This is a genomic window from Nitratidesulfovibrio sp., assembly GCF_040373385.1.
Taxonomy (GTDB): Bacteria; Desulfobacterota; Desulfovibrionia; order Desulfovibrionales; family Desulfovibrionaceae; genus Cupidesulfovibrio.
In genome coordinates this window covers 252,835-273,855 of sequence record NZ_JBDXXH010000002.1, presented here as the reverse complement: position 1 = coordinate 273,855, position 21,021 = coordinate 252,835, and the positions used below count along the sequence as shown (strand labels likewise).

Annotated in this window: 20 protein-coding genes; 5 read left to right on the top strand and 15 right to left on the bottom strand. The window is 67.3% G+C overall.

What is annotated here, in order from left to right; all coding sequences use genetic code 11:
* Positions 1-31: 31 nt before the first annotated feature.
* The 12 genes from ABWO17_RS04280 to ABWO17_RS04225 all read right to left on the bottom strand — a co-directional run bounded on the left by ABWO17_RS04280 (position 32) and on the right by ABWO17_RS04225 (position 10,229).
* Positions 32-502, bottom strand: a complete 471-nt coding sequence (locus ABWO17_RS04280; protein ID WP_353116347.1) for a MarR family winged helix-turn-helix transcriptional regulator — start codon at positions 500-502, stop codon at positions 32-34.
* Between the two features lie 301 nt (positions 503-803).
* Positions 804-1,796 (bottom strand): ketol-acid reductoisomerase, encoded by a 993-nt coding sequence (gene ilvC, locus ABWO17_RS04275; protein WP_167125813.1) that lies wholly within the window; start codon positions 1,794-1,796, stop codon positions 804-806.
* Between the two features lie 336 nt (positions 1,797-2,132).
* Positions 2,133-2,624: an acetolactate synthase small subunit gene (ilvN, locus tag ABWO17_RS04270; RefSeq protein WP_353116346.1), complete on the bottom strand. Its 492-nt coding sequence runs from the start codon at positions 2,622-2,624 to the stop codon at positions 2,133-2,135.
* A 12-nt stretch (positions 2,625-2,636) separates the two neighbouring features.
* Positions 2,637-4,325 carry a biosynthetic-type acetolactate synthase large subunit gene (ilvB, locus tag ABWO17_RS04265; RefSeq protein ID WP_353116345.1) on the bottom strand — a complete coding sequence of 563 codons (1,689 nt, stop codon included), beginning with the start codon at positions 4,323-4,325 and terminating at the stop codon, positions 2,637-2,639.
* Entirely contained in the window at positions 4,326-4,556 is a 231-nt protein-coding gene (locus tag ABWO17_RS04260) for a DUF465 domain-containing protein (RefSeq protein WP_353116344.1), read from the bottom strand.
* A gap of 12 nt (positions 4,557-4,568) precedes the next feature.
* Positions 4,569-4,838, bottom strand: a complete 270-nt coding sequence (locus ABWO17_RS04255) for a DUF167 domain-containing protein (RefSeq protein ID WP_353116343.1) — start codon at positions 4,836-4,838, stop codon at positions 4,569-4,571.
* Positions 4,839-4,893: 55 nt separating this feature from the next.
* On the bottom strand, positions 4,894-5,403 hold the full coding sequence (locus ABWO17_RS04250) for a DivIVA domain-containing protein (protein ID WP_353116342.1): 510 nt from the start codon (positions 5,401-5,403) through the stop codon (positions 4,894-4,896).
* A gap of 9 nt (positions 5,404-5,412) precedes the next feature.
* Positions 5,413-5,715, bottom strand: coding sequence for a YggT family protein (locus ABWO17_RS04245; protein WP_353116341.1), 303 nt, complete (start codon positions 5,713-5,715; stop codon positions 5,413-5,415).
* A gap of 149 nt (positions 5,716-5,864) precedes the next feature.
* Positions 5,865-6,569 (bottom strand): HAD family hydrolase, encoded by a 705-nt coding sequence (locus tag ABWO17_RS04240; RefSeq protein WP_353116340.1) that lies wholly within the window; start codon positions 6,567-6,569, stop codon positions 5,865-5,867.
* Between the two features lie 229 nt (positions 6,570-6,798).
* Positions 6,799-7,740, bottom strand: a complete 942-nt coding sequence (locus ABWO17_RS04235) for a hypothetical protein (protein ID WP_353116339.1) — start codon at positions 7,738-7,740, stop codon at positions 6,799-6,801.
* Positions 7,741-7,815: 75 nt separating this feature from the next.
* The gene (locus tag ABWO17_RS04230) at positions 7,816-8,313 is read right to left on the bottom strand and encodes a hypothetical protein (RefSeq protein WP_353116338.1); all 498 of its coding nucleotides are present in this window, start codon (positions 8,311-8,313) and stop codon (positions 7,816-7,818) included.
* On the bottom strand, positions 8,310-10,229 hold the full coding sequence (locus tag ABWO17_RS04225) for a rhodanese-like domain-containing protein (protein WP_353116337.1): 1,920 nt from the start codon (positions 10,227-10,229) through the stop codon (positions 8,310-8,312). The genes ABWO17_RS04230 and ABWO17_RS04225 overlap by 4 nt, the downstream gene beginning before the upstream one ends.
* A gap of 125 nt (positions 10,230-10,354) precedes the next feature.
* Here ABWO17_RS04225 and ABWO17_RS04220 point away from each other — a divergent pair, with 125 nt between their 5' ends.
* Complete coding sequence (locus ABWO17_RS04220) at positions 10,355-10,558, top strand: twin-arginine translocase TatA/TatE family subunit (protein ID WP_035064065.1); 204 nt, start codon at positions 10,355-10,357, stop codon at positions 10,556-10,558.
* 98 nt (positions 10,559-10,656) lie between these two features.
* On the opposite strand, the gene ABWO17_RS04215 is transcribed toward ABWO17_RS04220, so the two are convergent.
* Positions 10,657-11,658, bottom strand: a complete 1,002-nt coding sequence (locus ABWO17_RS04215) for a hypothetical protein (protein ID WP_353116336.1) — start codon at positions 11,656-11,658, stop codon at positions 10,657-10,659.
* Between the two features lie 318 nt (positions 11,659-11,976).
* The gene (locus ABWO17_RS04210; protein WP_353116335.1) at positions 11,977-12,834 is read right to left on the bottom strand and encodes a sirohydrochlorin cobaltochelatase; all 858 of its coding nucleotides are present in this window, start codon (positions 12,832-12,834) and stop codon (positions 11,977-11,979) included.
* Positions 12,835-13,385: 551 nt separating this feature from the next.
* On the opposite strand from ABWO17_RS04210, the gene rfbB reads away from it, so the two are divergent.
* The 4 genes from rfbB to lpxB all read left to right on the top strand — a co-directional run bounded on the left by rfbB (position 13,386) and on the right by lpxB (position 17,592).
* A complete protein-coding gene (gene rfbB, locus ABWO17_RS04205; protein WP_353116334.1) occupies positions 13,386-14,408 on the top strand; it encodes a dTDP-glucose 4,6-dehydratase in 1,023 nt (340 codons plus the stop codon).
* On the top strand, positions 14,405-15,286 hold the full coding sequence (gene rfbD / locus ABWO17_RS04200) for a dTDP-4-dehydrorhamnose reductase (RefSeq protein WP_353116333.1): 882 nt from the start codon (positions 14,405-14,407) through the stop codon (positions 15,284-15,286). The genes rfbB and rfbD overlap by 4 nt, the downstream gene beginning before the upstream one ends.
* 67 nt (positions 15,287-15,353) lie before the next feature.
* Positions 15,354-16,337, top strand: coding sequence for a hypothetical protein (locus ABWO17_RS04195; RefSeq protein WP_353116332.1), 984 nt, complete (start codon positions 15,354-15,356; stop codon positions 16,335-16,337).
* Between the two features lie 7 nt (positions 16,338-16,344).
* Positions 16,345-17,592: a lipid-A-disaccharide synthase gene (lpxB, locus tag ABWO17_RS04190; protein WP_353116331.1), complete on the top strand. Its 1,248-nt coding sequence runs from the start codon at positions 16,345-16,347 to the stop codon at positions 17,590-17,592.
* A gap of 106 nt (positions 17,593-17,698) precedes the next feature.
* Here the strand turns inward: lpxB and ABWO17_RS04185 are convergent, their stop codons facing one another.
* Complete coding sequence (locus tag ABWO17_RS04185) at positions 17,699-21,013, bottom strand: efflux RND transporter permease subunit (protein ID WP_353116330.1); 3,315 nt, start codon at positions 21,011-21,013, stop codon at positions 17,699-17,701.
* Positions 21,014-21,021: the final 8 nt, after the last annotated feature.

The following is a 21,021-nucleotide window of genomic DNA, read 5'->3' as shown; positions in this document are numbered from 1 at the left end:
CAAACAAGAGGACGAGGGCATGAATGGCTCCTTATGAAGGACACTTCCCTGAAGGGGGCGGGACTTCTGCCGCATCAACCACTTCCGAAAAATCTCCGAGCAAGGCATCCAGCCTGCCTTCACCCAAGCGGCTGCGCAGGAAGGCCTGGGCCTGCTCCCAGTAAGGCAGCGCAGCATTCAGGGCCTCGCGCCCCTCCGGCGTGATGGAGACATACCGCTGGCGCTGGTCCTTGCCAGCCGCTGCTTGAACCAGCCCGCGCGCCTCCAGAAGGGAAAGATTCCGCGTAAGGGTGGTGCGCTCGGTGACAAGACGTTCCGCGAGTTTCCCAAGAATGATGGGGCCTGTCGTTTCCAACGCCGCGAGAATACTGAACTGCGTTGCTCGCAGCCCGCTAGGGGCCAGATGGCTGTCATACAGCCGGGTCACGGCCCTGGCCGCGCGCCGCAGACCGTTACATAGACATTGGTGCCCAATGGATGAAATCCGGAAGTCTTCAACCACGCCACGCCTCCTCATCAGGTTGGCTCTTGTTCCACCGCGTCGGGAAATGTGTATATACACATAAACAGCCTGTCAAGACAGGGGCAGTTTGATGGGCATCTGGGGACCTACTGCCTGGCCTCGCTCCACATTCATGAAACTGTAGTGCAACAAGACAGACCGCAAAGAACAGGGGGTTACGAATCATTGCGCAACGCCCTGTTATTTAAGGAAGAGCAAAACGTGGCGCGCCGCGCACGCAAAAGGGGCCGCCCCTTTCGGTGCGGCCCCTGTCTGACAGGCAAGGCAATGAGGCTGGCGGCTACTTCTTGTGCAGCCAGGGCATCATGCCGCGCAGCTTGCCGCCCACCTTCTCGATCTGGTGGTCGGCCTCAATGCGGCGGGTGGCCTTGAAACCGGGGTACCCGGCCTTGGCCTCGAGGATGAAGTTGCGGGCGAAGGTGCCTTCCTGGATTTCCTGGAGCACCTTCTTCATTTCCTTCTTCGTTTCCTCGTTCACGATGCGACGGCCGGTGACGTAGTCGCCGTATTCTGCGGTGTCGCTGATGGAGTGGCGCATCTTGGCAAGGCCGCCCTCGTAAATGAGGTCGACGATGAGCTTCACTTCATGCAGGCACTCGAAGTAGGCGATTTCGGGCTGGTAGCCCGCTTCGACCAGGGTTTCGAAACCGGCCTTGATGAGCGACGAAAGACCGCCGCACAGCACCGCCTGTTCACCGAACAGGTCGGTCTCGGTTTCTTCCTTGAAGGTGGTTTCGATGACGCCGGAACGCGCACCACCAACGCCCTTGGCATACGCCAGAGCCTTCTCCATGGCCTTGCCGGTCGCATCTTGGTGGATGGCGACGAGGCAGGGGACGCCGCCCCCCTCGGTGTAGGTGCGGCGAACGAGATGGCCCGGGCCCTTGGGGGCGATCATGAAGACGTCGACGTCCTTCGGGGGCTCGATCTGGCCGAAGTGGATGTTGAACCCGTGGGCGAACAGCAGTGCGTCGCCCGGCTTCAGGTTCGGCTTGATTTCCGCTTCGTAGATCGCGGCCTGTACCTGGTCGGGGAGTAAGATCATGATGAGGTCGGCCTTGGCTGCGGCCTCGGCCACGGGTAGCGGCGCAAAGCCGTGTTCCTTGGCGAGTTCGTAGTTGGCCCCGCCGGGACGCTGCCCGACAACGACGTTGATCCCGGAGTCGCGCAGGTTCTGAGCGTGCGCGTGGCCCTGACTGCCGTAGCCGATGATGGCCACGGTCTTGTCCTTCAGGACCTCCAGTGTCGCATCCTGTTCGTAATAGACCTTCATCATCTACTCCCTGCCGCACACGGGTGCGGCGTCCTCGAATGACGGTTGCGGTGTATGAAGACCCCGCCCGGTACCAGGAGTGGCCCCGGCACCCTTGCGGGTTTGCCACCGTAAGCAGCGAAAGCGCTGCCGCAATGGATTGCGATACCGGATTCGGCGGCGGAAGGCTACCCCTTGGGGGGTGCCGAAACACGGCGGACTGAATATTTGTTCAATCAGCCGCAGGTTCACCCCATCGTGCAGGACGCGCGGCGAAAGGCGCTGTTCGCCCGCCGCCGCGCGTGAAGTCTGACGCGGGACCGCATTACAGGTGCCGTAATCCGGCATCAACAGGCGCTACATTGATTCCGGCTGCATAGACCGCCGCATGGCCACGGTGCCGGTGCGGGCGATTTCCTTGATGCCGAAGCGGGCCAGCAGGCTCAGGATGGCCTGGATCTTCCCGTGGTCGCCGGTGGCTTCCAGGGTCAGGTCATTCAGGCTCACGTCCACCACCTTGCAGCGAAAGATGTCGGCGATGCGCAGCACCTCGGCCCGGCGGGCGTCGTCGGCCTGCACCTTGACCATCATCATCTCGCGCTCGACGGCGGAAACATCGATGAAGTCCACAACCTTGATCACCGTCACCAGCTTGCGCAACTGCTTGACGATCTGCTCGATGATCTGTTCCTCGCCACTGGTGCTGATGGTCATGAGCGAAACGCCCTCTTCCAGCGTGGGGGCCACGTTCAGCGACTCAATGTTGAAACCGCGTCCGCTAAACAGCCCCGCCACCCGGGACAGCACGCCCGGTTCGTTCTCCACGAGAACGGAAAGCACATGTCGCATGGGCTGCCCTCCCTAGACCAGCAGCATTTCGTCCAGGGCCGCGCCAGCGGGCACCATGGGGTACACGTTCTCCTCGCGTTCCACCCGCACGTCGATGACGGCGGTATGGGGCGAGGCGAAGGCCGCGCGCAGCGTGGATTCCAACTCGCCCACCTCGGTGATGCGGTAGCCTTCGGCCCCGTAGGCCTCGGCCAGCTTCACGAAGTCGGGCTGCGCCTCCATGCAGGTGGAGCAGTAGTTGCGCTGGTAGAACAGCTCCTGCCACTGGCGTACCATGCCGAGGTAGCCGTTGTTCAGGATCACGATCTTGATGGGCAGCTTGTTGCAGACGGCGGTGGCCAGTTCCTGGATGTTCATCTGGATGGACCCGTCGCCCGCCATGTCGATGACCAGCTTGTCCGGAAAGGCGAACTGCGCGCCGATGGCGGCCGGAAAGCCGTAGCCCATGGTGCCGAGCCCGCCGGACGTAAGCAGCGTGCGCGGCTTGCGGAAGGTGAAGAACTGGGCCGTCCACATCTGGTTCTGGCCCACCTCGGTGGTGACGATGGCGTCGCCACGGGTGATGGAGAAGATGGTTTCCACCACCTGCTGCGGCTTGATGGTGCCGTTCTGCACGTAGGTCAGGGGCTGTTCGGTGCGCCAGGTGGAAACCTGGGTCAGCCACGGCTCGTGCGCCGCCGCCCAGTCCTTTTCGGCAAGGCGGGTGGTGGCTATCTCGCGGATGCCCGCCAGCGCCTTGCGGCAGTCGCCCACCACGGGAATGTCCACCTGCACGTTCTTGCGGATGGACGTGGGGTCGATGTCGATGTGGATGATGCGCGCGCCGGAAGCGAATGCGGAAAGGCGTCCGGTCACCCGGTCGTCGAAGCGTGCGCCCACGGCCACGATGCAGTCGGCGTTGTTCACGGCCTTGTTGCCCGCATAGGTGCCGTGCATGCCGATCATGCCCAGCCACAGCGGGTCGTCGCCCGGAAAGGCGCCAAGGCCCATCAGGGTGGCGGTAACCGGAATGCTCAGGGTGCGGGCCAGCCAGCCCAGTTCTTCGCTGGCGTCGGACATGACCACGCCGCCCCCCGCGAAGAACAGCGGGCGCTTGGCCTCGATAAGGGCCTCCACCGCGCGGCGCAGCTGGTTCAGGTTGGGCCGGTAGGTGGGGTTGTAGCTGCGCATCTTGACGTCTTCGGGCCAGATGAATTCTGTCCTGGCCTGCATGACGTCCTTGGGCAAATCGACAAGAACGGGACCCGGCCTGCCGGAGCGGGCCAGATAAAAGGCCTGCCGCAGCACGCGGGCAAGGTCGCGCACGTCCTTCACCAGATAGTTGTGCTTGGTGCACGGGCGGGTGATGCCGACAATGTCCACTTCCTGGAAGGCGTCGTTGCCGATGAGGGGGGTGGGTACCTGCCCCGTCAGCACGACCATGGGAATGGAATCGGCATAGGCCGTGGCGATGCCGGTCACGGTATTGGTGGCGCCCGGCCCGGAAGTGACCAGACAGACGCCCACCTTGCCCGACGCGCGGGCGAAACCGTCGGCGGCGTGTACCGCCGCCTGTTCGTGCCGGACCAATATATGCCGGATATCGTGCCGGGGCAGTTCGTCATAAATATCTATGACGGCCCCGCCGGGATAGCCGAACAGCACGTCCACGCCTTCCCGTTTGAGGCATTCCAGCAGAATCCGGGCCCCGTTCAGTTCCATCTAGCCCTCCAAGGCGCGGTACCGGTCCAGTATGGCGTGGAGCCGGGTCTTTCCGTCGAGTTTCTGTTTCTTCAGTTCCTTGGCCACCTTTTCTTCAGCGGGGGTCAGGAACGACTTGGATTCGATCTTCTCCAACTGTTTCTCGAACAGAATATGCTCGTCCCATAGCGCCTTCAGTTCGGGGTCCGTGACGGCGTACTTCTCGATGAGCGCGTTGTCTTTCGGTTCCATGGAACTTCTCTCCTATGGCGTTGAGGGTTGTTCTTTCCCACATGTGCCAAGCAGGCCCCAGCTGGGCTCCACATCCGATTCGACGATCAGTTTCTTCAACCGGCTCGTGTGGCCGGATACCAGGCGCACGCGGTTGCGGCGCATTCCCAGCGCGGAGGCCACGAATTGCTCCAGCGCCTTGTTGGCCTTGTTGTCCACCGCCGGTGCGGCCAGGCGCACCTTCAGCCTTCCGTCCGCCGTGCCCTCGCAGGCGCTCTTGCGCGCGCCGGGCACCGCCCGCACCAGAACCGCCCATTGCCCATCCCCGGCCGGGGCCGCCCATTCGGGGCGGACGGAATCAGGCCGGTCCACCTTTCTGCCGCCCGGCGATGCGGGCCGCAGCGGCCTCCAGGGCCTCGTCGTCTTCGCGGGACATGTCCAGCATGCGCAGGTGCTGCTGCACCACGGAGCGCACCTTCATCTCGAACTGCGCCTTGACCTTGCGGGCCTCGGCAATGTCCTCCTGAATGCGCGCAAGGCGGAGCTGCCCCTGATTGATGAGGTTCTCCGCCTTGGAATGGGCAGCGTCGATGATCAGCTGCGCCTCCCTCTGGGCACTTGCCTTGAGGTCGGCGGTAACCCTTTGGGTGGTCATCAACGTATCTCGCAACGTCGATTCCCGCTCCTTGAATTCGGACAGGCGTTCTTCCAGCCGCGCCACCTGCCCGGCCAGCGCGGCCTTTTCCTCGCTCAGCCGACCGATGGCATCCGCTGCCTCCTGCATCATCCTGTCCACCTCTTCGGTGGTGTAGCCTCGCAGGGACTTGGAGAAGCTGTGGTTCAGCAGATCTATGCGGCTCACGGACATGTGACGCCCCTATCGCATGGTGACGGCGAACTGGTACAACGACTGGACAAGCACGGCGCTGATGAACTGGATGGCCAGCAACACCACCACCGGGGACAGGTCGAGCCCCCCCACGTAGGTGAACGGAATCCACTTGCGGACCCGGTAGAACACCGGTTCCGTCAGGTTGCGCAGAATGCGCACGATGGGATTGTAGGGATCCGGGTTGACCCACGAGAGAACCGCCGAAACGATGACGATCCAGAAATACAGGTTCAGCACGGCATCCAGCACGCGCGCCACGCCGAAAATGAGATTCGAAAAGACGAACATGGACCCTCCGGTTAAGCGCACCCCGGAATTGGGGGGCGACCGTAACACCGATACTTCCACTTACCTGCCATAAGAATCAAGCAAAAAGTGGTTACTCCTGCACCGGGCATGCGGCGTGCGGCGTTGCCCGCCGGATGTTTCCGGCGGTCTTACGGACGGGAGCAACCGGACGCGGCGCCCCGCCCGTTCTCCTGACGCAGGTACTCCGCCAGCACCCGGCGCAGCATCCAGAAGTCGTCCAGATGCAGCCGCGCGGCCAGCGACGGGCTGCGGTAGGCCCAGAAACACACCCCGGCCATGCGGGCGGTTTCCTCGTCGGCGATGGTGTCGCCCATGAAGGCCACCTCGTCGCGGGCAAGGCCCCAGGCGTCCAGGGTGGCGCAGATGCCTTCCGGGTGGGGTTTGGCCCGCACGCGTGACGCCGTCATGACCGGAAAGAACAGCTCGGTCATGCCGAAGTGGTCGAGCACGTATTCCATGGTGGTGGTGCGGTTGGTGCAGATGCCCCGGCGAAGGCCCGCGTCGCGCAGCCAGCGCAAAAGTTCCATCAGGCCCGGCTCCGGGTCCAGCAGGGGCAGGATGTCGCGCCGGTAGACGATGCGTTTGCGCGCCTCGGGCAATCTGGACATCAGCGCGGGCGGCACGATGCGCGCCAGCGACTGCCCCACCGAGGCCATGTGGGTGTAGTCCTCGTCCTGCCGCGACATGGGCGGCTGGCCCAACGCGCCAAGGATGAGGTTGTAGTACTGGATGTTGGACGCGCGCGAGTCGAACAGCACGCCGTCGCAATCGAAGATGATGCCCTTGAGGCCCCTGGGGAACAGCTGCTGAAGGCGATGAACCGTTGGATACACGCAAACCTCGTGAAATATCTTTCCCGGCCGCCTCAGGCACCGGCAACTGGACACTCGCCGGACATCACATGCCATGGAGACCAGTCAGTATGGCTGTGGTGCCGACACAAATGAAGTGGGGGTGCAGGGGGCCTCGCCAGCTCTGCTATCGCCATCTGTAATGCTCGCGCGTTGCGCTCGCATAACAGCTGCCGTCCTGCCCGCCGGAGGCGTACAAAAACGGTTTTCCCTACCGGGCACACTTGCCGCAACAGACCACGTCGAACACGCGGTCCAGCCAGGGGCGCGCGGCGTCGGGACCGGGGCGGCCCGCCACCTGCCACAGGGGCAAGCGGGCATGCACCACCAGCTTGGCCACCTTGTCGCCCCAGGCGGGGCACAGGCGGGCGGCCTGTTCGGCGGTGACGGGGGCAAAGGCGGCGCCGCCGTCGCGCAGGGTGGCGGAAATTTCCGCATCGCAGGTGAACAGCACCGCGCCGTCGGGCAGGAAGGGACCCATGTTCTCGACGATGACCCGCCACGAGGGGCCGATGATGTCGGCGCCACTGCCGGGCAGCATGGCGGAATACGGTTCGAGGGCGGGCAGTTCGCGCAGTTCCTCGTCCGTTTCCACGCCCAGGATGTCGGCAAGGCTTTCGCGGCTGCGCGAAAACTTTTCCTTCAGGGCATCCAGTTCGCGCACGCGCTCTTCCAGATGCCAGGCCAGGATCAGGGTCTTTTGCGCGGCGATGCGCCGGTTGCGGTCCGTCAGGGCCGGGTCGTCCGTAGGGGAACCGGGCGCGGCACCGCCCACGGCGCCATCGGCGGCAAAGCTTTCCAGCGCGGCCAGTTCGGAGCGGCCCAGAGAAAACGGGGCCTCGTCCTGCGCGCTTTCCAGCGCGGCCACCATGGCGGCCAGGTCGCCGTGCGGGCCGGAACCCACGTTCATGCCGAAGTCCAGCAGCTCGGCCAGACAGGTCCGGGCCTCCGCCTCGGACAGGGGCAACAGGGGCGAACGCCACGCGGATACGGCGGGAGGGTTGGCGGCGTCGCGCGGCGCGCCACCGGCCACCGTGGGCGCGGCGGGCAACCCGGCGGACAGAAACTCCACGCCCTCGGGCAGACAGGCGGGGGCCAGTTCACGGTGCAGCAGCGGAATGTAGAGCACGGGATGTTCGGAAGCGTTGTGCATGGTCACCATCTGTAAGAGCTTGAAGTCTCTGTAACCGCGTGAACGAGGGAACAGGGCGCCGGGCGCCATGGCCGTTCACGCCCCCTGGAACCGTTCGCAGATGCCGTCGCAACTGGGCAGCAGCAGCACGCATACCCCCTCGCGAAAGTGGGTGCAGTCCAGCCAGTCCGCCTCGTCGCCGCACCCCCCGCCCTTGCAGGACGGACAGGAGGGGGGCGGCGTGTAGTTGGCGCACAGCCCGCCGGGCGGCGGCATGGTGGCCAGGCGACGCTCCCACAGCGCCGTGGCCTGCTCCGACGACAGGTCGAAGGTCTCCGCCTGTTCGAGGAAATGATCGTAGGCACGGACGATGCGCTGCTCCTCGCCGCAGCGCCAGCCCTCGTTCAGGCCGGGGTTCATGGTCTCGTCCACGGCGCAGTGCCCCGCCTCGTGAAAGCGGCAGTTGATGCCGGGCAGCCGCATGATGCGGCCCCGCCCGCCCGTGGCGGGAGAGCCGCCGGAAGCCGACGGCCCGGCGGCAGCGCCCGTGCGCTCGGGGGCCTTTCCCCCCTTGCCGGGTTTCTCAAAGGTCATGCCGTCTCCAGCGCATGGGGCCAGAAGGCCATGCCGCCGTCCAGCACGTAGAGGTCGGTGGCCCCCAGGCCGCCCAGCATGCAGGCCACGCTCCACGCCGCGTCGGAGGTGGTCCCCACCAGCACGATGGGGGTGAAGCGCGGCACCTCGTCCTGCAACCGCTTGCGCAACTGGGTGTGGGGAATGTTGTACGCGCCGGGCACATGGCCCGCGCGCCAGTCGGGCAGGCTGCGCAGGTCCAGGGTGAAGAACTCCGCCCCGGCCTCGCGCGAGGCGATGAACTCGTCCGAGGTAATGCCGAAGTAGCGGCCCGCCAGCTTGTTGGACAGCACGGCCGCCGCACGACGCAGCAGTTCACCGGCCGCGCCGGGCAGTTCCGCCTGGGCCAGGTCGGCCACGCGCATGCCCGCGCGCAGCGCCAGCGAGGCGACGGACACCACGGCGGCGCACAGCTCCGCGTCGCGGCCCACCACCTGCGCGCCCAGCAGCGCACCACCTGCCTTGGCGGCCAGCAGCTTCACGGCATGGCCGGCGGGCAGGCCGCCCCGGACGGCGGCATCGTCATCGTCCTGACCGGAGACGGCCTGGCCAGCCCCGGCCTGAACGGCGGGGGTTGCGTACACGGAAAACTCGGTTTCCACCTCGGCCCTGGCGCAGTCGGCAGAGCCCAACCCCACGGCGGCCACGGTCACGCCGGGGCCTTCGCCATGCACGGTGCCCAGGGCGGGCAGGCGGCAGGGGCAATCACCCAGCGCGGCGGCCAGATCGGCAGCCAGCTCGGCGGACAAGTCGTCGGGCAGCCCGGCAACGGCTGAACCATCGGCCCCGGCCAGTTCCGCCGCCAAGTCACCCGCCGGGCAGGCGGCCACGCCCCGGGCGGGGGCCACGCTGGCACCGGAACCGTCAATAGAGGCCAGATGGTCGGCCAAGACGCGGATAAGCCCCGGCACCTCGGCGGGCACGGCTGCAACCTGCTCCACGCTGCCGTCCGGGGCCATGCGCTGCACGCCGACCCCGGTGCCGAACACATACACGCCGGGCGCACCGGTGCGCAGGCAGCCGTCCACGTCGATGCGGCCGATGTCGTCCAGGCTGATGCCGTCCAGAGTCAGGGCCGGATTCTGCACCACCATGGGGCTGGTCCAGATGAACACGTCGCCTTCCACGCGCAGGTCGGAACCGCCTGCCCCATCGGCACGTTCGGGGGCAACGGCCACCAGCGCGGCAAAGCCGCCGCCATCGGCAGGCAGCGCGCCCATGCGTTCCATGGCCACGCCGGTCCAGTTCACCGTTTCCACGCCATTGCGACGAGCCATGCGCGCCGCGTGGCGCCACATGTCGGCGTCCACGGCGTTGGCGGCGTTGGCGGCATCGCTGGTCGCGGCGCGGGTGCGCACCCATACCGGAGTGGCCCCGGCGGCCCGGGCAAGGCGCAGGGCTTCCAGCGCCTCGGGCCCCTGGCCCACCACCACAGCGCGGCAGGCCCCGGCGGCCACGCGTTCCGCCAGCACGGCATCAAGGCCCGTGGCGTCGGCGCAGGGCCAGGCAAACACGTTGGGTGCGCCACGCAGGGCGCGGGGAATGCGCGGGGTGGCGTCGATTTCCATGGCCAACTGGTCGTAGCGCACCGCCAGCCGCCCCCGGCTGGAGCCGGTGATGACGGTGTTGGCGTCAAGATCGACGGAAAGCTCGGAGGCATCTAGCACGCCCACCTCGCGGGCGGCCAGCAGCACGCGCGAGGCGCGCCGCCCCCCCAGGCACGCGGAAAACGGGCCGTTGCCCTCGGCACCGCCAACCTTTACCTCGGGCGCTTCAGGCATGACCATGTTTACCTCGCACCCCGGCAGCAGCCGCTTGACGCGCGCGGCAAGCTTGCCCGCCCCCACACCGGAACCTATGACAACTATGCGTCGCATGTATCACTCCATCCATTGAAATGTGCGCAACCACCTTGGAACACAGGCCATCCCCTGGCGTTGCGCGCCTTGACCGGGGTGTACCCGATGTGTATATGCATGACACCACTAACGGAGGCATGCATATGTTCGGTATCGGCATTCAGGAATTGTTGGTCGTTCTCGTTCTGGTCCTGCTGGTATTCGGGGCCAACAAGCTGCCTGAAATCGGCGGCGGACTCGGGCGTGCCATCCGGAACTTCAAGCGGGCCACCAGCGAACCCGATGAAATCGACATCACTCCAGGCAAAAAGAACGGCAAGATCGACAAGGACGACAAGCAGGCATAACCGGGCCACGCGCCCGACCGACATTTTCCGAAACCCGGCGCGGCATGCCCGCCGGGTTTCTTCGTTTCCGCCGCCCGGCACCGGCAGGGTGACCTGCGTTACGGCAAGACTTCGCGGGTAAGCTTGCGCGGCGCAAGATACTCGTCCAGGCGCCGGTCCAGTTCCACCCGGTTCACCAGCACCAGCTTCCACGTGGCCACCAGCCCACCGGGCCGCATGGTCACGTCCTGCAACTGCGCGCTTTGCAGGGCGCGGTCCCAGTCGTGCAAGGCCCGGTCGAAAGATTCGACGCTGTCGGCGGTGAGCCAGCCGGAAACCCGCAGCACGGCCTGCTGGCCCGCCGCCGCCCCGGCCACCTGACGGTGCGAGAAATACCACGCCCACAGCCCCCGCCACACGTCGTCCACACTGGCCCCGTCCGCGGAAGTGGACCCCTCGGACGCATCCAGCGTGCCGTACCAGCCCTTGCCTTGAGGATTCTGGGGCCGCAGGGCAACCCGCACCGGAGCCCCGGCGCGCTGCTCCACCCCGTACAGCAGCTGAAGCTTGCTCACCCGCTCCGCCACCTCCGGCGAGGCGCCGGAAAGCTGCAACACCATGGCCACCGGTTCCTCGGCGGTGTAATAGGCGCCCACCTGGCGCAGGCGCTCCTTGAGCATGTCGCGGTTCACGTCCACGTCCACGGCAAGGCGGGTGCCGCCCTGCACCTGGGTCATGCCCAATTCGCTGTAACCGCGCACCACCTCGCCGGTGACGGTGGACAGGTACTCACGCAACGCGGCGCGGCGCGCCTCCGACAGCGGGGCACGCAGGATGTCCAGGGCCTCGTCGGTGACGGCGCTGGTAAATGCCTCGCCCTGGGCCTGGGCGCGGGTTCTGGAGACCTGCCCTTCGCCCCACACGGCCTCGGCGCGGCGGGCATGGCCCGGCACGGCCTGGCACAACACGGCCACCGCCACGGCAAAGCCGCACAGGAGGCGCCACGGAAACGCAGACGGACGCGCCTTGACGTTGGAGCGCACCCGGAAAAATGCTGCATGGCGGGGGGACGGGGCCGCCCCGTGGCCGCCCGTGCGGCGGCCGGGACAACGGAACATCATGAATACTCCGGAGTTCTGCAAAATAGTGTCGTTCCGTGGCGTTGTAGCCGATTTTGCCCCCGAACGCCAGCGCGGGCGGGGAAACCGACGGGCATGGGGGACGGGAACGGGCGGAAACGGAAGGCAACCCGCGAAACGCAAGGAGGGGGGATATCCGGCGACGGGGCTGCGCCCCGGCCCGCTCCATGTCAGGCGTGCCTGACACATTCGGGGCGTCGGTAAATCTGAAAGGGGCGTCAGGTATCTGCGGTGCCGGGTGACTGGACGACTGGACGGCTGGGGTGACTGGGTGCCGGGGGGCGTTTGCGGCGCAAGGAACTACCGGGGCGCCCCGTCCCCGTCCGCATCCCCGTTTACGGCAACACCCTCGTCACTGTCGGCGTCCAGCGCGCGCAGGGCCACGCCCAGATGATCCAGCCAGATGTCCACAAAACCGCCGTACTCGGCGGTGCCGCGCAGCACGGGCACGCATTCCATGCCTGCCGCCACGATGCGCGACCGCCACGAGTCTGGCGCGTCACCGGCCATGTCCAGCATGGCGTGCCGCCCCACCACCGAAAGCAGCGGCAGCAGCCACACCCGGCGCACCCCGGCCTCCGCCAGGCGGGGCAGGATGTCGTCGATGGTGCAATCGCCGTCCATGGTGCCGATGTGCACCAGCGGATCGCGCTGGCGCACTTGGGCGGACAGCACCGCGTAGCGCGATTCCCCCTCGTGCCAGGTGCCGTGCCCCATGAACACGCAGGCGTCGCCGGGGGCGCGTTCCGGCGGCAGGTGGGTCAGCAGCGCGGCGGTGGCGCGGTGGATGTCCCCGTCGGAATCCAACAGGGGGGCGCCCACGGTGGCCCGCACGAAGCCGTCGGGCCTGCCTTCCGCCCCGCGCATCTCCTCCACGTCGGCCAGCAGGTCGGCATATTCCGCGCCGGGAATGGAATGCAGCGACTGCACGGCCACGTGCGTATACTTTTCGAACCACATCTTGCGCAGGGCCTTCTGGACAGAATCGGTCTTCTGGCGCGCGGCCGCCAGCCGGTTGCGCATGACCACCGAGGTGAACGCCCAGCGCACCGGCACGCCCGGAAACAACGCCCGCACCCGTTCGTCGAACAGACGAAGGGTGGACTGCCCCTGCGGGGTTCCGGAGCCGAACGCAGCGAGAAGGATGCCTTTTTTCATATGGATGCCATAAAAAACCGTGTGCGGGATGCGCCTGTGGCTGGCGACGCGGGCTGGCCGCGTGCGGAGCACAAAGGGCAGCCCCTGCGCGTCGCCATGCCGGACAGCGCGACGACGTAGGACGCCACGGTGCACGCTACCCACGGCGACACAATATTGCAAGTTATTTCTGCACGATGCACGGCGCACACCATGCCAGCCCCACCCACCGCGCCATATTGACCTTGCCCCGCCGCTGCCTGTACCATCCGGGTTTCGACCGGGCTACACTTCAAAAGGGGCCTTGCCTCCCGGTCTCCATTCCTAGGGGCTGTCTCTAAATTAGGATTTTCGTTCGTTGGCAAGGAAAACGAGCCTGCCATGAGGGAGCATACTCTTCTCGTATTCGACCGATATGGCAGGCGAAGCTTGACCGCGTTGCGCACGATGCCCGTAAAGCTCGCAAACTCGCTTAACGGGCACGCTCCGCGCCCTTCGGGTCGGTCCGCCAACGGGCGAAAAGACAAGTTAGAGACAGCTCCTTGCACACCCGTCACCTTCACGGAGACATGATGCGTCTACTCGTCACGGGCGGTTGCGGCTTCATCGGCACCAACTTCGTCCGTCTCGTCATCGACCACCGCCCCGACGTCACGGTGGTCAACCTCGACAAGCTGACCTACGCGGGCAACCCGCTGAATCTCGCCGACGTGGAGCAAACCCACGGCGGCACCCGCTATTTCTTCGAACACGCCGACATCGCCGACGCGGACGCGGTGCGCCGCATCCTTGCGCAGCACCGCATCGACGCGGTGGTCAACTTTGCGGCGGAAACCCACGTGGACCGCTCCATCGACGATCCCGCGCCCTTCGTGCTCACCAACGTGCTGGGCACGCAGACCCTGCTCACCGCCGCGCGCGGGGCCGGAATTACCCGCTTCGTCCACGTTTCCACGGACGAGGTGTACGGCACCCTGGGGCCGGAGGGCAGCTTCACCGAATCCACCCCGCTGGCCCCCAACAGCCCCTACTCCGCCTCCAAGGCGGGGGGCGACCTGATGGCCCGCGCCTTTCACGAAACCTACGGCTATCCGGTGGTCATCACCCGTTGCTCCAACAACTACGGCCCCTACCAGTTCCCCGAAAAGCTCATCCCGCTGATGATCGGCCGGGCCGGGCGCGACGAAGCCCTGCCCGTGTACGGTGACGGCCTGAACGTGCGCGACTGGATCCACGTGGACGATCACTGCCGGGGGGTGCTGCTGGCGTTGGAAAAGGGGCGCCCCGGTGCGGTCTACAACTTCGGCGGTGCGGCGGAACGCCCCAACATAGAGGTGGTGCGCGCCATCCTGCGCCTGGTGGGCAAGCCGGAAAGCCTGATCCGCCACGTTACCGACCGCCCCGGCCACGACCGCCGCTACTCCATGGATTTTTCTCTGGCGGCGCAGGAACTTGGCTATACCCCGGAATACGACTTCGAGCGTGGGCTGGCCGAAACCGTGGCCTGGTACCGGGACAACGCGGCATGGCTTGAAAGCGTGGCCTCGGGGGCGTACAGGGAGTTCATGCAACGCTGGTACGGAGAACGATTGTGAGCCCGCGCCCCAAGGCGCTGGTGCTCGGCGGCAGGACCGGGCTGCTCGGCCAGGCCCTGGTGCGCGTGCTGCGCGAATCGGGCTGGGACGCCCTGCCCACCGGGCGCGACGACGTGAACGTGCTCGATTCCGGGGCGCTGGCCTCGTTCATCGAACGCGCCGAGCCCGCCGTGATCTTCAACACCGTGGCCTGGACCCAGGTGGACCTGGCCGAAGAGCGCGAGGAAGACGCCACCCGCCTGAACCGCCAACTGCCCACCTGCCTCGCGCGCATGGTGCGCGGCACGTCCATGCACCTCGTGCACTTCAGCACCGATTTCGTGTTCAGCGGCAGGAAGGGCGCGCCCTACACGCCGGAAGACACGCCCGACCCCGCGTCCGTCTACGGCGCGACCAAGCTGGCCGGTGAACAGGCCGTACTGCAACAGTGCCCGGACAACGCCTGCGTGGTGCGCACATCCTGGCTGTTCGGGCCGGGGCGCCGCAATTTCGTCAAGGTCATCCTGGACATCTGCCACGACAATGGCGAGGCCCGCGTGGTGCACGACCAGATCGGCTCGCCCACCTACACCCTGGATCTGGCGGCGGGCAGCGTGAAGCTGGCCGAACTGCGGGCCACCGGCATCTTCCACGTGGCCAACGCCGGGCAGGCCAGCTGGTGCGAGTTGGCGTCCGAGGCGGTGAACCTGGCCGGGCTGCCCTGCAAGGTGCACGCGATCGCTTCGCGCGATTATCCGCAAAAGGCCCAGCGCCCGCCCTTCTCGGTGCTGGACACCGCGCGCTTCACCCAGGTGACCGGCATCACCCCGCGCCCCTGGCCGCAGGCCCTGCGCGACTACATCTACAAGGAATGCCTGCCCGCCCTGCACGACGCCTGACGTCGCGCGGGCAGACCGCACTTCGGCCAGCGGCCACCAACGATCAGGATACCCCAAGGAATACGACATGCCGCCCGCCGAACACCTTCGCACTCTCGCACGCGCCGCGCGCGGCACCACCAGGGACGCCTTCCAGGTCTGGCTCACGCTGGTCAAGGTGATGGTACCCATCATCATCGTGGTCAAGGTGCTGACCGAACTGGACCTGGTGCGCTACCTGGCCCTGCCGCTGTCGCCCATCATGGGCCTTGTGGGCCTGCCTGCGGACCTCGGGCTGTCGTGGGCCACCAGCATGCTGGTGAACATCTACAGCGGCCTGTTCGTGTACGCCGGGCTGCTGCCGGGCATGGAACAGCTGAGCGTGGCCCAGGTGACCACCTTTGCCACCATGACCCTCATCGCCCACAACGTGCTGGTTGAGGGGCGCATTGCCCAGCAATGCGGCCTGAACATGACCACCCAGATCGTGCTGCGCTTTGGCGGGGCGCTGCTGTGCGGCATGCTGATGCGCGCCTTTTTCGACGCCACCGGCTACCTTTCCGAACCCGCCGCCATGCTGTGGGCACCGCGCGAGGCCCCGGCCACCCTTGCCGCCTGGGCCTGGAACGAGGCGCGCAACCTGGCCTCCGTGTTCGGCATCGTGCTGGTACTGATGGGCCTGATGCGCGTGCTGGATGCCGTGGGCATCACCCGGCTGCTCAACGCCTGCCTGCGCCCGGTGCTGCGGCTGATGGGCATCGGCGACAACGCCGCCACCATCACCATCGTGGGCCTCAGCCTTGGCATCGCCTACGGCGGCGGGCTCATCGTGCACGAGGTGCAGGGCGGCAAGGTGCCCCCGCGCGACGTGTTCAGCTCGCTGTCGCTGATGGGCCTGTCGCACGCGCTCATCGAGGACACCCTGCTGATGACCCTTATCGGCGCGCATCTGGGCGGCACCCTGTGGGCGCGGCTGATCTTCTCCATGGTGGTGGTGATGCTGCTGATCCGGCTGTACGACCGGCTGCGGCCCACGCCGTTGCCGATCACCACGGCGAGCATGGGCGCGTAGGCGGCGCATGACGGTCACCCCCCAGCCTTCCCTGCACCAAGCCGAAGCTGCCGTGTCCGGCGCAACCTCCGGAGCAGCGTCCGGCGTAGCGTCTGGCGCAGCGTCCGGTGCTGCCCCCGGCACCCCGCCGCGCACCGTGTGGATCAACGCCGGTGAACTTTCCGGCGACATGCACGGCGGCCGACTGCTGGAAGCCCTGCGCCGCCGCGATCCGGCGTTGCGCTGCATCGGCATGGGCGGCCCGCACCTGCGCGAGGCCGGGCAGGATGCCATCTTGCGGGTGGAAGACCTGTCCGTGATGGGCATTACCGAGGTGTTGGGCTACCTGCCGCGCATCCTCGGCATGCTGCGCCGCATCAAGGCGGAACTGGCCGCGCGCAGGCCCGACGCCGTGGTGCTCATCGACGCGCCGGAATTCAACTTCCGCATCGCCAGGGCCGCCCACGCACTGGGCATTCCGGTGCATTACTACATCAGCCCCAAGATCTGGGCGTGGCGCACCGGGCGGGTCAACTTCATCCGCCGTCACATCCGCCGGATGATCTGCATCCTGCCCTTCGAGGTGGAGTTCTACCGCCACCACGGCATGGACGTGGACTACGTGGGCAACCCGCTGCTGGACATGATGGACTGGCAGCGGCTGGACGCCATCGCCCCCGTGCCGGGGCGCATCGGCCTGATGCCCGGCAGCCGCCGCAAGGAGATCGAGGCGCTGATGCCGGAATACGGCAAGGCCGCCCGGCTGCTGCTGGAAAGTCGCCCCGGCCTGTCCTTTCACTGTGTGCGCGCCCCCAACGTGACCGAGGACGCCTTGCGCGCCCTGTGGCCCGCCGACGTGCCCCTGACCATCGAATCGCCGGACGACCGCTACGCCACCCTGCGCACCTGCCAGCTGCTGCTGGCCGCGTCCGGCACGGCCACGCTGGAAACGGCCCTGCTGGGCGTGCCCACGCTGGTGGCCTACCGGGTGTCGCCGTTCTCGTACTGGCTGGGCAAGCGGCTGGTGAAGGTCCAGTGGGTCAGCCTGCCCAACCTTGTGCTGAACCGCGAGGTGTTCCCCGAACTGTTGCAGGAGAACGCCGACGGCGCCGTGCTGGCCCACCATGCCTTGCGCTGGCTGGGCACCCCCGGCGAACTGGACCGCGTGCGCGCCGACCTTGCCGACCTGCGCCGCCGCTGCGGACCGCCCGGAGCCGCCGACGCCGCCGCGCGGATCATTCTGGAAGAGATGGCCGCCCCGCCTGTTCGCACCTGATTTCACCGAACCGCACGTTTTCAAACGCAACAAACCGCCCGCACGATCCCCCAGCCATCAATCGGCAGGGCCGTGCGGGCGGCTTTCGTTCGCAGGCGGCTCTCCCCTACCCGCCCGCCGGGTTCCTGCGATGCTGGTCGAGGTAGTACAGCACCGGCACCACCATGCGCGAAAACACCGTGGCCGCCACCTCGCCCGCCAGCAGCGAGATGGCCAGCCCCTGAAAGATGGGGTCGAACAGGATGACGAAGGCCCCGGCCACCACCGACAGCGCCGTCAGCAGCATGGGCCGGAAGCGCACCGCCCCGGCTTCCACCACCGCCACGTCCAGCGGCGCGCCCTCTGCCCGGCGCAGTTCGATGAAGTCCACAAGAATGATGGAATTGCGCACCACGATGCCCGCCCCGGCGATGAACCCGATCATGGACGTGGCAGTAAAGAACGCCCCCAGCGCCGCGTGCGCCGGAATGATGCCGATGAGCGAAAGCGGTATGGGCGACATGATGGCGATGGGCGTGGTGTACGAGCCGAACCACCCCACCGTGAGCATGTACACCAGCACCATGACGGCGGCGAAGGCCACACCCATGTCACGGAACACCTCGTAGGTGATCTGCCATTCACCGTCCCATTTCAGGCTGAACCCGCGCTGCGATTCCGGCTGGCGGGTGTACAGGGTGTCCAGCCGCGCCCCGGTGTGGCGCTGCCATGCGCCCTCGCCCTTGTCGCCCAGTTCGCGCAGGGCCGCGTCGATGCGGGCCATGGCGTAGGGGGGGCTTTCTTCCGCCCCGGCCATGTCGGCGGTGACGTAGACCACCGGTTGCAGATTCTTGTGATAGATGGCACGCGGCTGGATGCGTTCCTCGATGCGGGCAAAGGCGGAAAGCGGCACCTGCGCGCCGCCGCGTCCGGCATCCGCCGACACGTGCAGGGCGGCAAGGTCGGGCGGTACGGCCCGGCGCTCGCGCGGCAGGCGCACCACCACCGGCACGTCCTCGCGCGCGTCCGGGTCGTGCAGCAGGCCTGCGGTCACCCCGCCGATGGCCGCCTGCACCACCTGGAGCGCCCGTTCGGGCGACACCCCTGCCAGCGCCGCCTTGTCCGGCTCGATGACGATGCGCTGCTCGCGGCGCGGGTCGCTGACGTACCAGTCCACGTCCACCACGCTGGGCGTCGCGGCAAACACGCCCTTCACCTGTTCCGCCACGCGCAGCCGCCCGGCCTCGTCCGGCCCGTAGATTTCCGCCACCAGCGTTTGCAGCACCGGAGGTCCGGGGGGCACCTCCACCACCTTGATGCGCGCCCCGTGGCGCGCGGCCACCTTAGCCAGCAGTTCCCGCGCCCGCTTGGCGATGTCGTGGCTGGCGGCCTTGCGCTGGCCCTTGTCCGCCAGGTTCACCTGCACGTCGGCCATTTCCTGCCCGGCGCGCAGGTAGTAGTGGCGGATCAGCCCGCTGAAGGTGAACGGCGCGGCGGTGCCCGCGTAGACCTGGCAGTCGGTCACCTCCGGCATGGACAACAGCACGTCGGCCATGTCGGCGGCGGCGCGGGCAGTGGCCTCCAGCGGGGTGCCCGTGGGCATGTCCACCACCACCTGGAATTCGCTCTTGTTGTCGAAGGGCAGCATCTTGACCATCACCGCCCGCAGCGGCACCAGCGAACAGGCCAGCACCAGCAGCGCGGTCACGCCGCCCAGGAACAGCCAGCGCCGATGCGGGGCGTGCAGCAGCATGCCCATCAGGCGGCGGTACTGGCGAGTGCCCCAGTCCTCCGGCCCCTCGCCATGCCCGTGTCCATGCCCTTGCTCGCTGCCGCCGGGGCGCAGCACGTGCCGCGCCGTCCACGGGGTGATGCCGAAGGCCACGGCCATGGACAGCAGCATGGCCACCGATGCCCCCACCGGCATGGGCCGCATGTACGGCCCCATCAACCCGCCCACGAAGGCCATGGGCATGATGGCCGCGATGACCGTGAACGTGGCCAGCACCAGCGGGGCGCGCACCTCGTTCACCGCCTCCACCACCACGGTGCGCAGGGGGCGCTTGTCGTTGCCCGGCAGGCGCAGATGGCGGACGATGTTCTCCACGTCCACGATGGGGTCGTCCACCAGTATCCCGATGCAGAAGATGAGCGCGAACAGGGTGACCCGGTTCAGGGTGTAGCCCAGCAGGTAGTAGGTGGCCAGGGTGACCGCCAGGGTCACCGGCACCGCCACCATCACCACCACGCTGGCCCGCAGCCCCAGGAACAGCGCCACGATACCCCCCACCGAAACGGCGGCCAGCAGCAGGTGTTCCAGCAGTTCGTCGGCCTTGGCCTGCGCCGTGGCCCCGTAGTCGCGGGTGACCAGCACCTCCACGTCGGGCGGAATGTCCACCCCGCGCCGGTCGTCCACCACCTTGCGCACCGCAAGGGTCAGGTCGTGCGCGTTGACGCCGGGCCGCTTGGCCACGGACAGGGTGACGGCGGGCAGCATGCGTCCCTGTGGCAGGCCGATCTTCTTGAGGTGCGCGGCGGGGCCTGCGGCGGCAAACACGTACTGGTCCGGCTCCGGCTGCTCGTCGCTGATGGCGGCCACGTCGCGCAGCAGCACGGGGCGTCCGTCCGCCACGGCCACCACGGTTTCGGCCACCTCTTGCGGGGTGCGCAGAAAACCGTCCAGCCGCACGGAAAAGGCGTGCCCGCCCGCCACCATTTCGCCCGCCAGCGCGGCCTGATTGCGCGCGCCCAGCGCCTGCGCCAGCCCGGCCAAGTCCAGCCCCACGGCACGCAACCGCTGCGGGTCGGGCTGCACGGCCACCTCGCGCCGCAGGCCGCCGGTGATGCTGGTCTGGGCCACGCCTGGCAGGGCACGCACCGCGTCGTTCACCAGCAGGGCCACGGCCCGCAGGTCGCGCGCGCCGCGCGTGGCGCTGGCGAAGGTCAGGGCCATCACCGGCACGTCGTCGATGGAGCGGGGCTTCAGCAGGGGCTGCGAACAGCCGGGGGGTATCCAGTCCAGATGCTGGTACAGCTTGCCATAGGTGCGGATAAGGCTGCGCTCCGGGTCTTCCCCCACCTTGAAGCGCACGATGGCCATGGCCTCGCCGTCCATGGAGGTGGAGTAGACGTACTCCACGCCGGGAATCTCCCACAGCAGCTTTTCCATGGGGCCGACCACGCGCGTCTCCACTTCCGCCGGGGTGGCCCCCGGCATGCGCACGTGGATGTCGATCATGGGCACGATGATCTGCGGTTCTTCCTCGCTGGGGGTCAGCAGAATGGCCGTGATGCCCAGCAGCAGCGCGCCCAGGATCAGCAGCGGCACCAGCCGCGAATCCACCAGCGCGCCGGTGATGGCGCCGAGCAGGCCGTGCCCGTGCGAGGGTGCGGGCAATGACGGGGGGGATGACGGGGGCGGGGAATGAGGATCGTCGTGCATGGCCGCGC

Coding starts and splice junctions, on each gene's coding strand:
- ilvC (WP_167125813.1), bottom strand. CDS start 1,796: ATGAAGGTCTATTACGAACAGGATGCGACACTGGAGGTCCTGAAGGAC.
- ilvN (WP_353116346.1), bottom strand. CDS start 2,624: ATGCGACATGTGCTTTCCGTTCTCGTGGAGAACGAACCGGGCGTGCTG.
- ilvB (WP_353116345.1), bottom strand. CDS start 4,325: ATGGAACTGAACGGGGCCCGGATTCTGCTGGAATGCCTCAAACGGGAA.
- ABWO17_RS04260 (WP_353116344.1), bottom strand. CDS start 4,556: ATGGAACCGAAAGACAACGCGCTCATCGAGAAGTACGCCGTCACGGAC.
- ABWO17_RS04250 (WP_353116342.1), bottom strand. CDS start 5,403: ATGTCCGTGAGCCGCATAGATCTGCTGAACCACAGCTTCTCCAAGTCC.
- ABWO17_RS04245 (WP_353116341.1), bottom strand. CDS start 5,715: ATGTTCGTCTTTTCGAATCTCATTTTCGGCGTGGCGCGCGTGCTGGAT.
- ABWO17_RS04235 (WP_353116339.1), bottom strand. CDS start 7,740: ATGCACAACGCTTCCGAACATCCCGTGCTCTACATTCCGCTGCTGCAC.
- ABWO17_RS04230 (WP_353116338.1), bottom strand. CDS start 8,313: ATGACCTTTGAGAAACCCGGCAAGGGGGGAAAGGCCCCCGAGCGCACG.
- ABWO17_RS04225 (WP_353116337.1), bottom strand. CDS start 10,229: ATGCGACGCATAGTTGTCATAGGTTCCGGTGTGGGGGCGGGCAAGCTT.
- ABWO17_RS04220 (WP_035064065.1), top strand. CDS start 10,355: ATGTTCGGTATCGGCATTCAGGAATTGTTGGTCGTTCTCGTTCTGGTC.
- ABWO17_RS04215 (WP_353116336.1), bottom strand. CDS start 11,658: ATGATGTTCCGTTGTCCCGGCCGCCGCACGGGCGGCCACGGGGCGGCC.
- ABWO17_RS04210 (WP_353116335.1), bottom strand. CDS start 12,834: ATGAAAAAAGGCATCCTTCTCGCTGCGTTCGGCTCCGGAACCCCGCAG.
- rfbB (WP_353116334.1), top strand. CDS start 13,386: ATGCGTCTACTCGTCACGGGCGGTTGCGGCTTCATCGGCACCAACTTC.
- ABWO17_RS04195 (WP_353116332.1), top strand. CDS start 15,354: ATGCCGCCCGCCGAACACCTTCGCACTCTCGCACGCGCCGCGCGCGGC.
- lpxB (WP_353116331.1), top strand. CDS start 16,345: ATGACGGTCACCCCCCAGCCTTCCCTGCACCAAGCCGAAGCTGCCGTG.
- ABWO17_RS04185 (WP_353116330.1), bottom strand. CDS start 21,013: ATGCACGACGATCCTCATTCCCCGCCCCCGTCATCCCCCCCGTCATTG.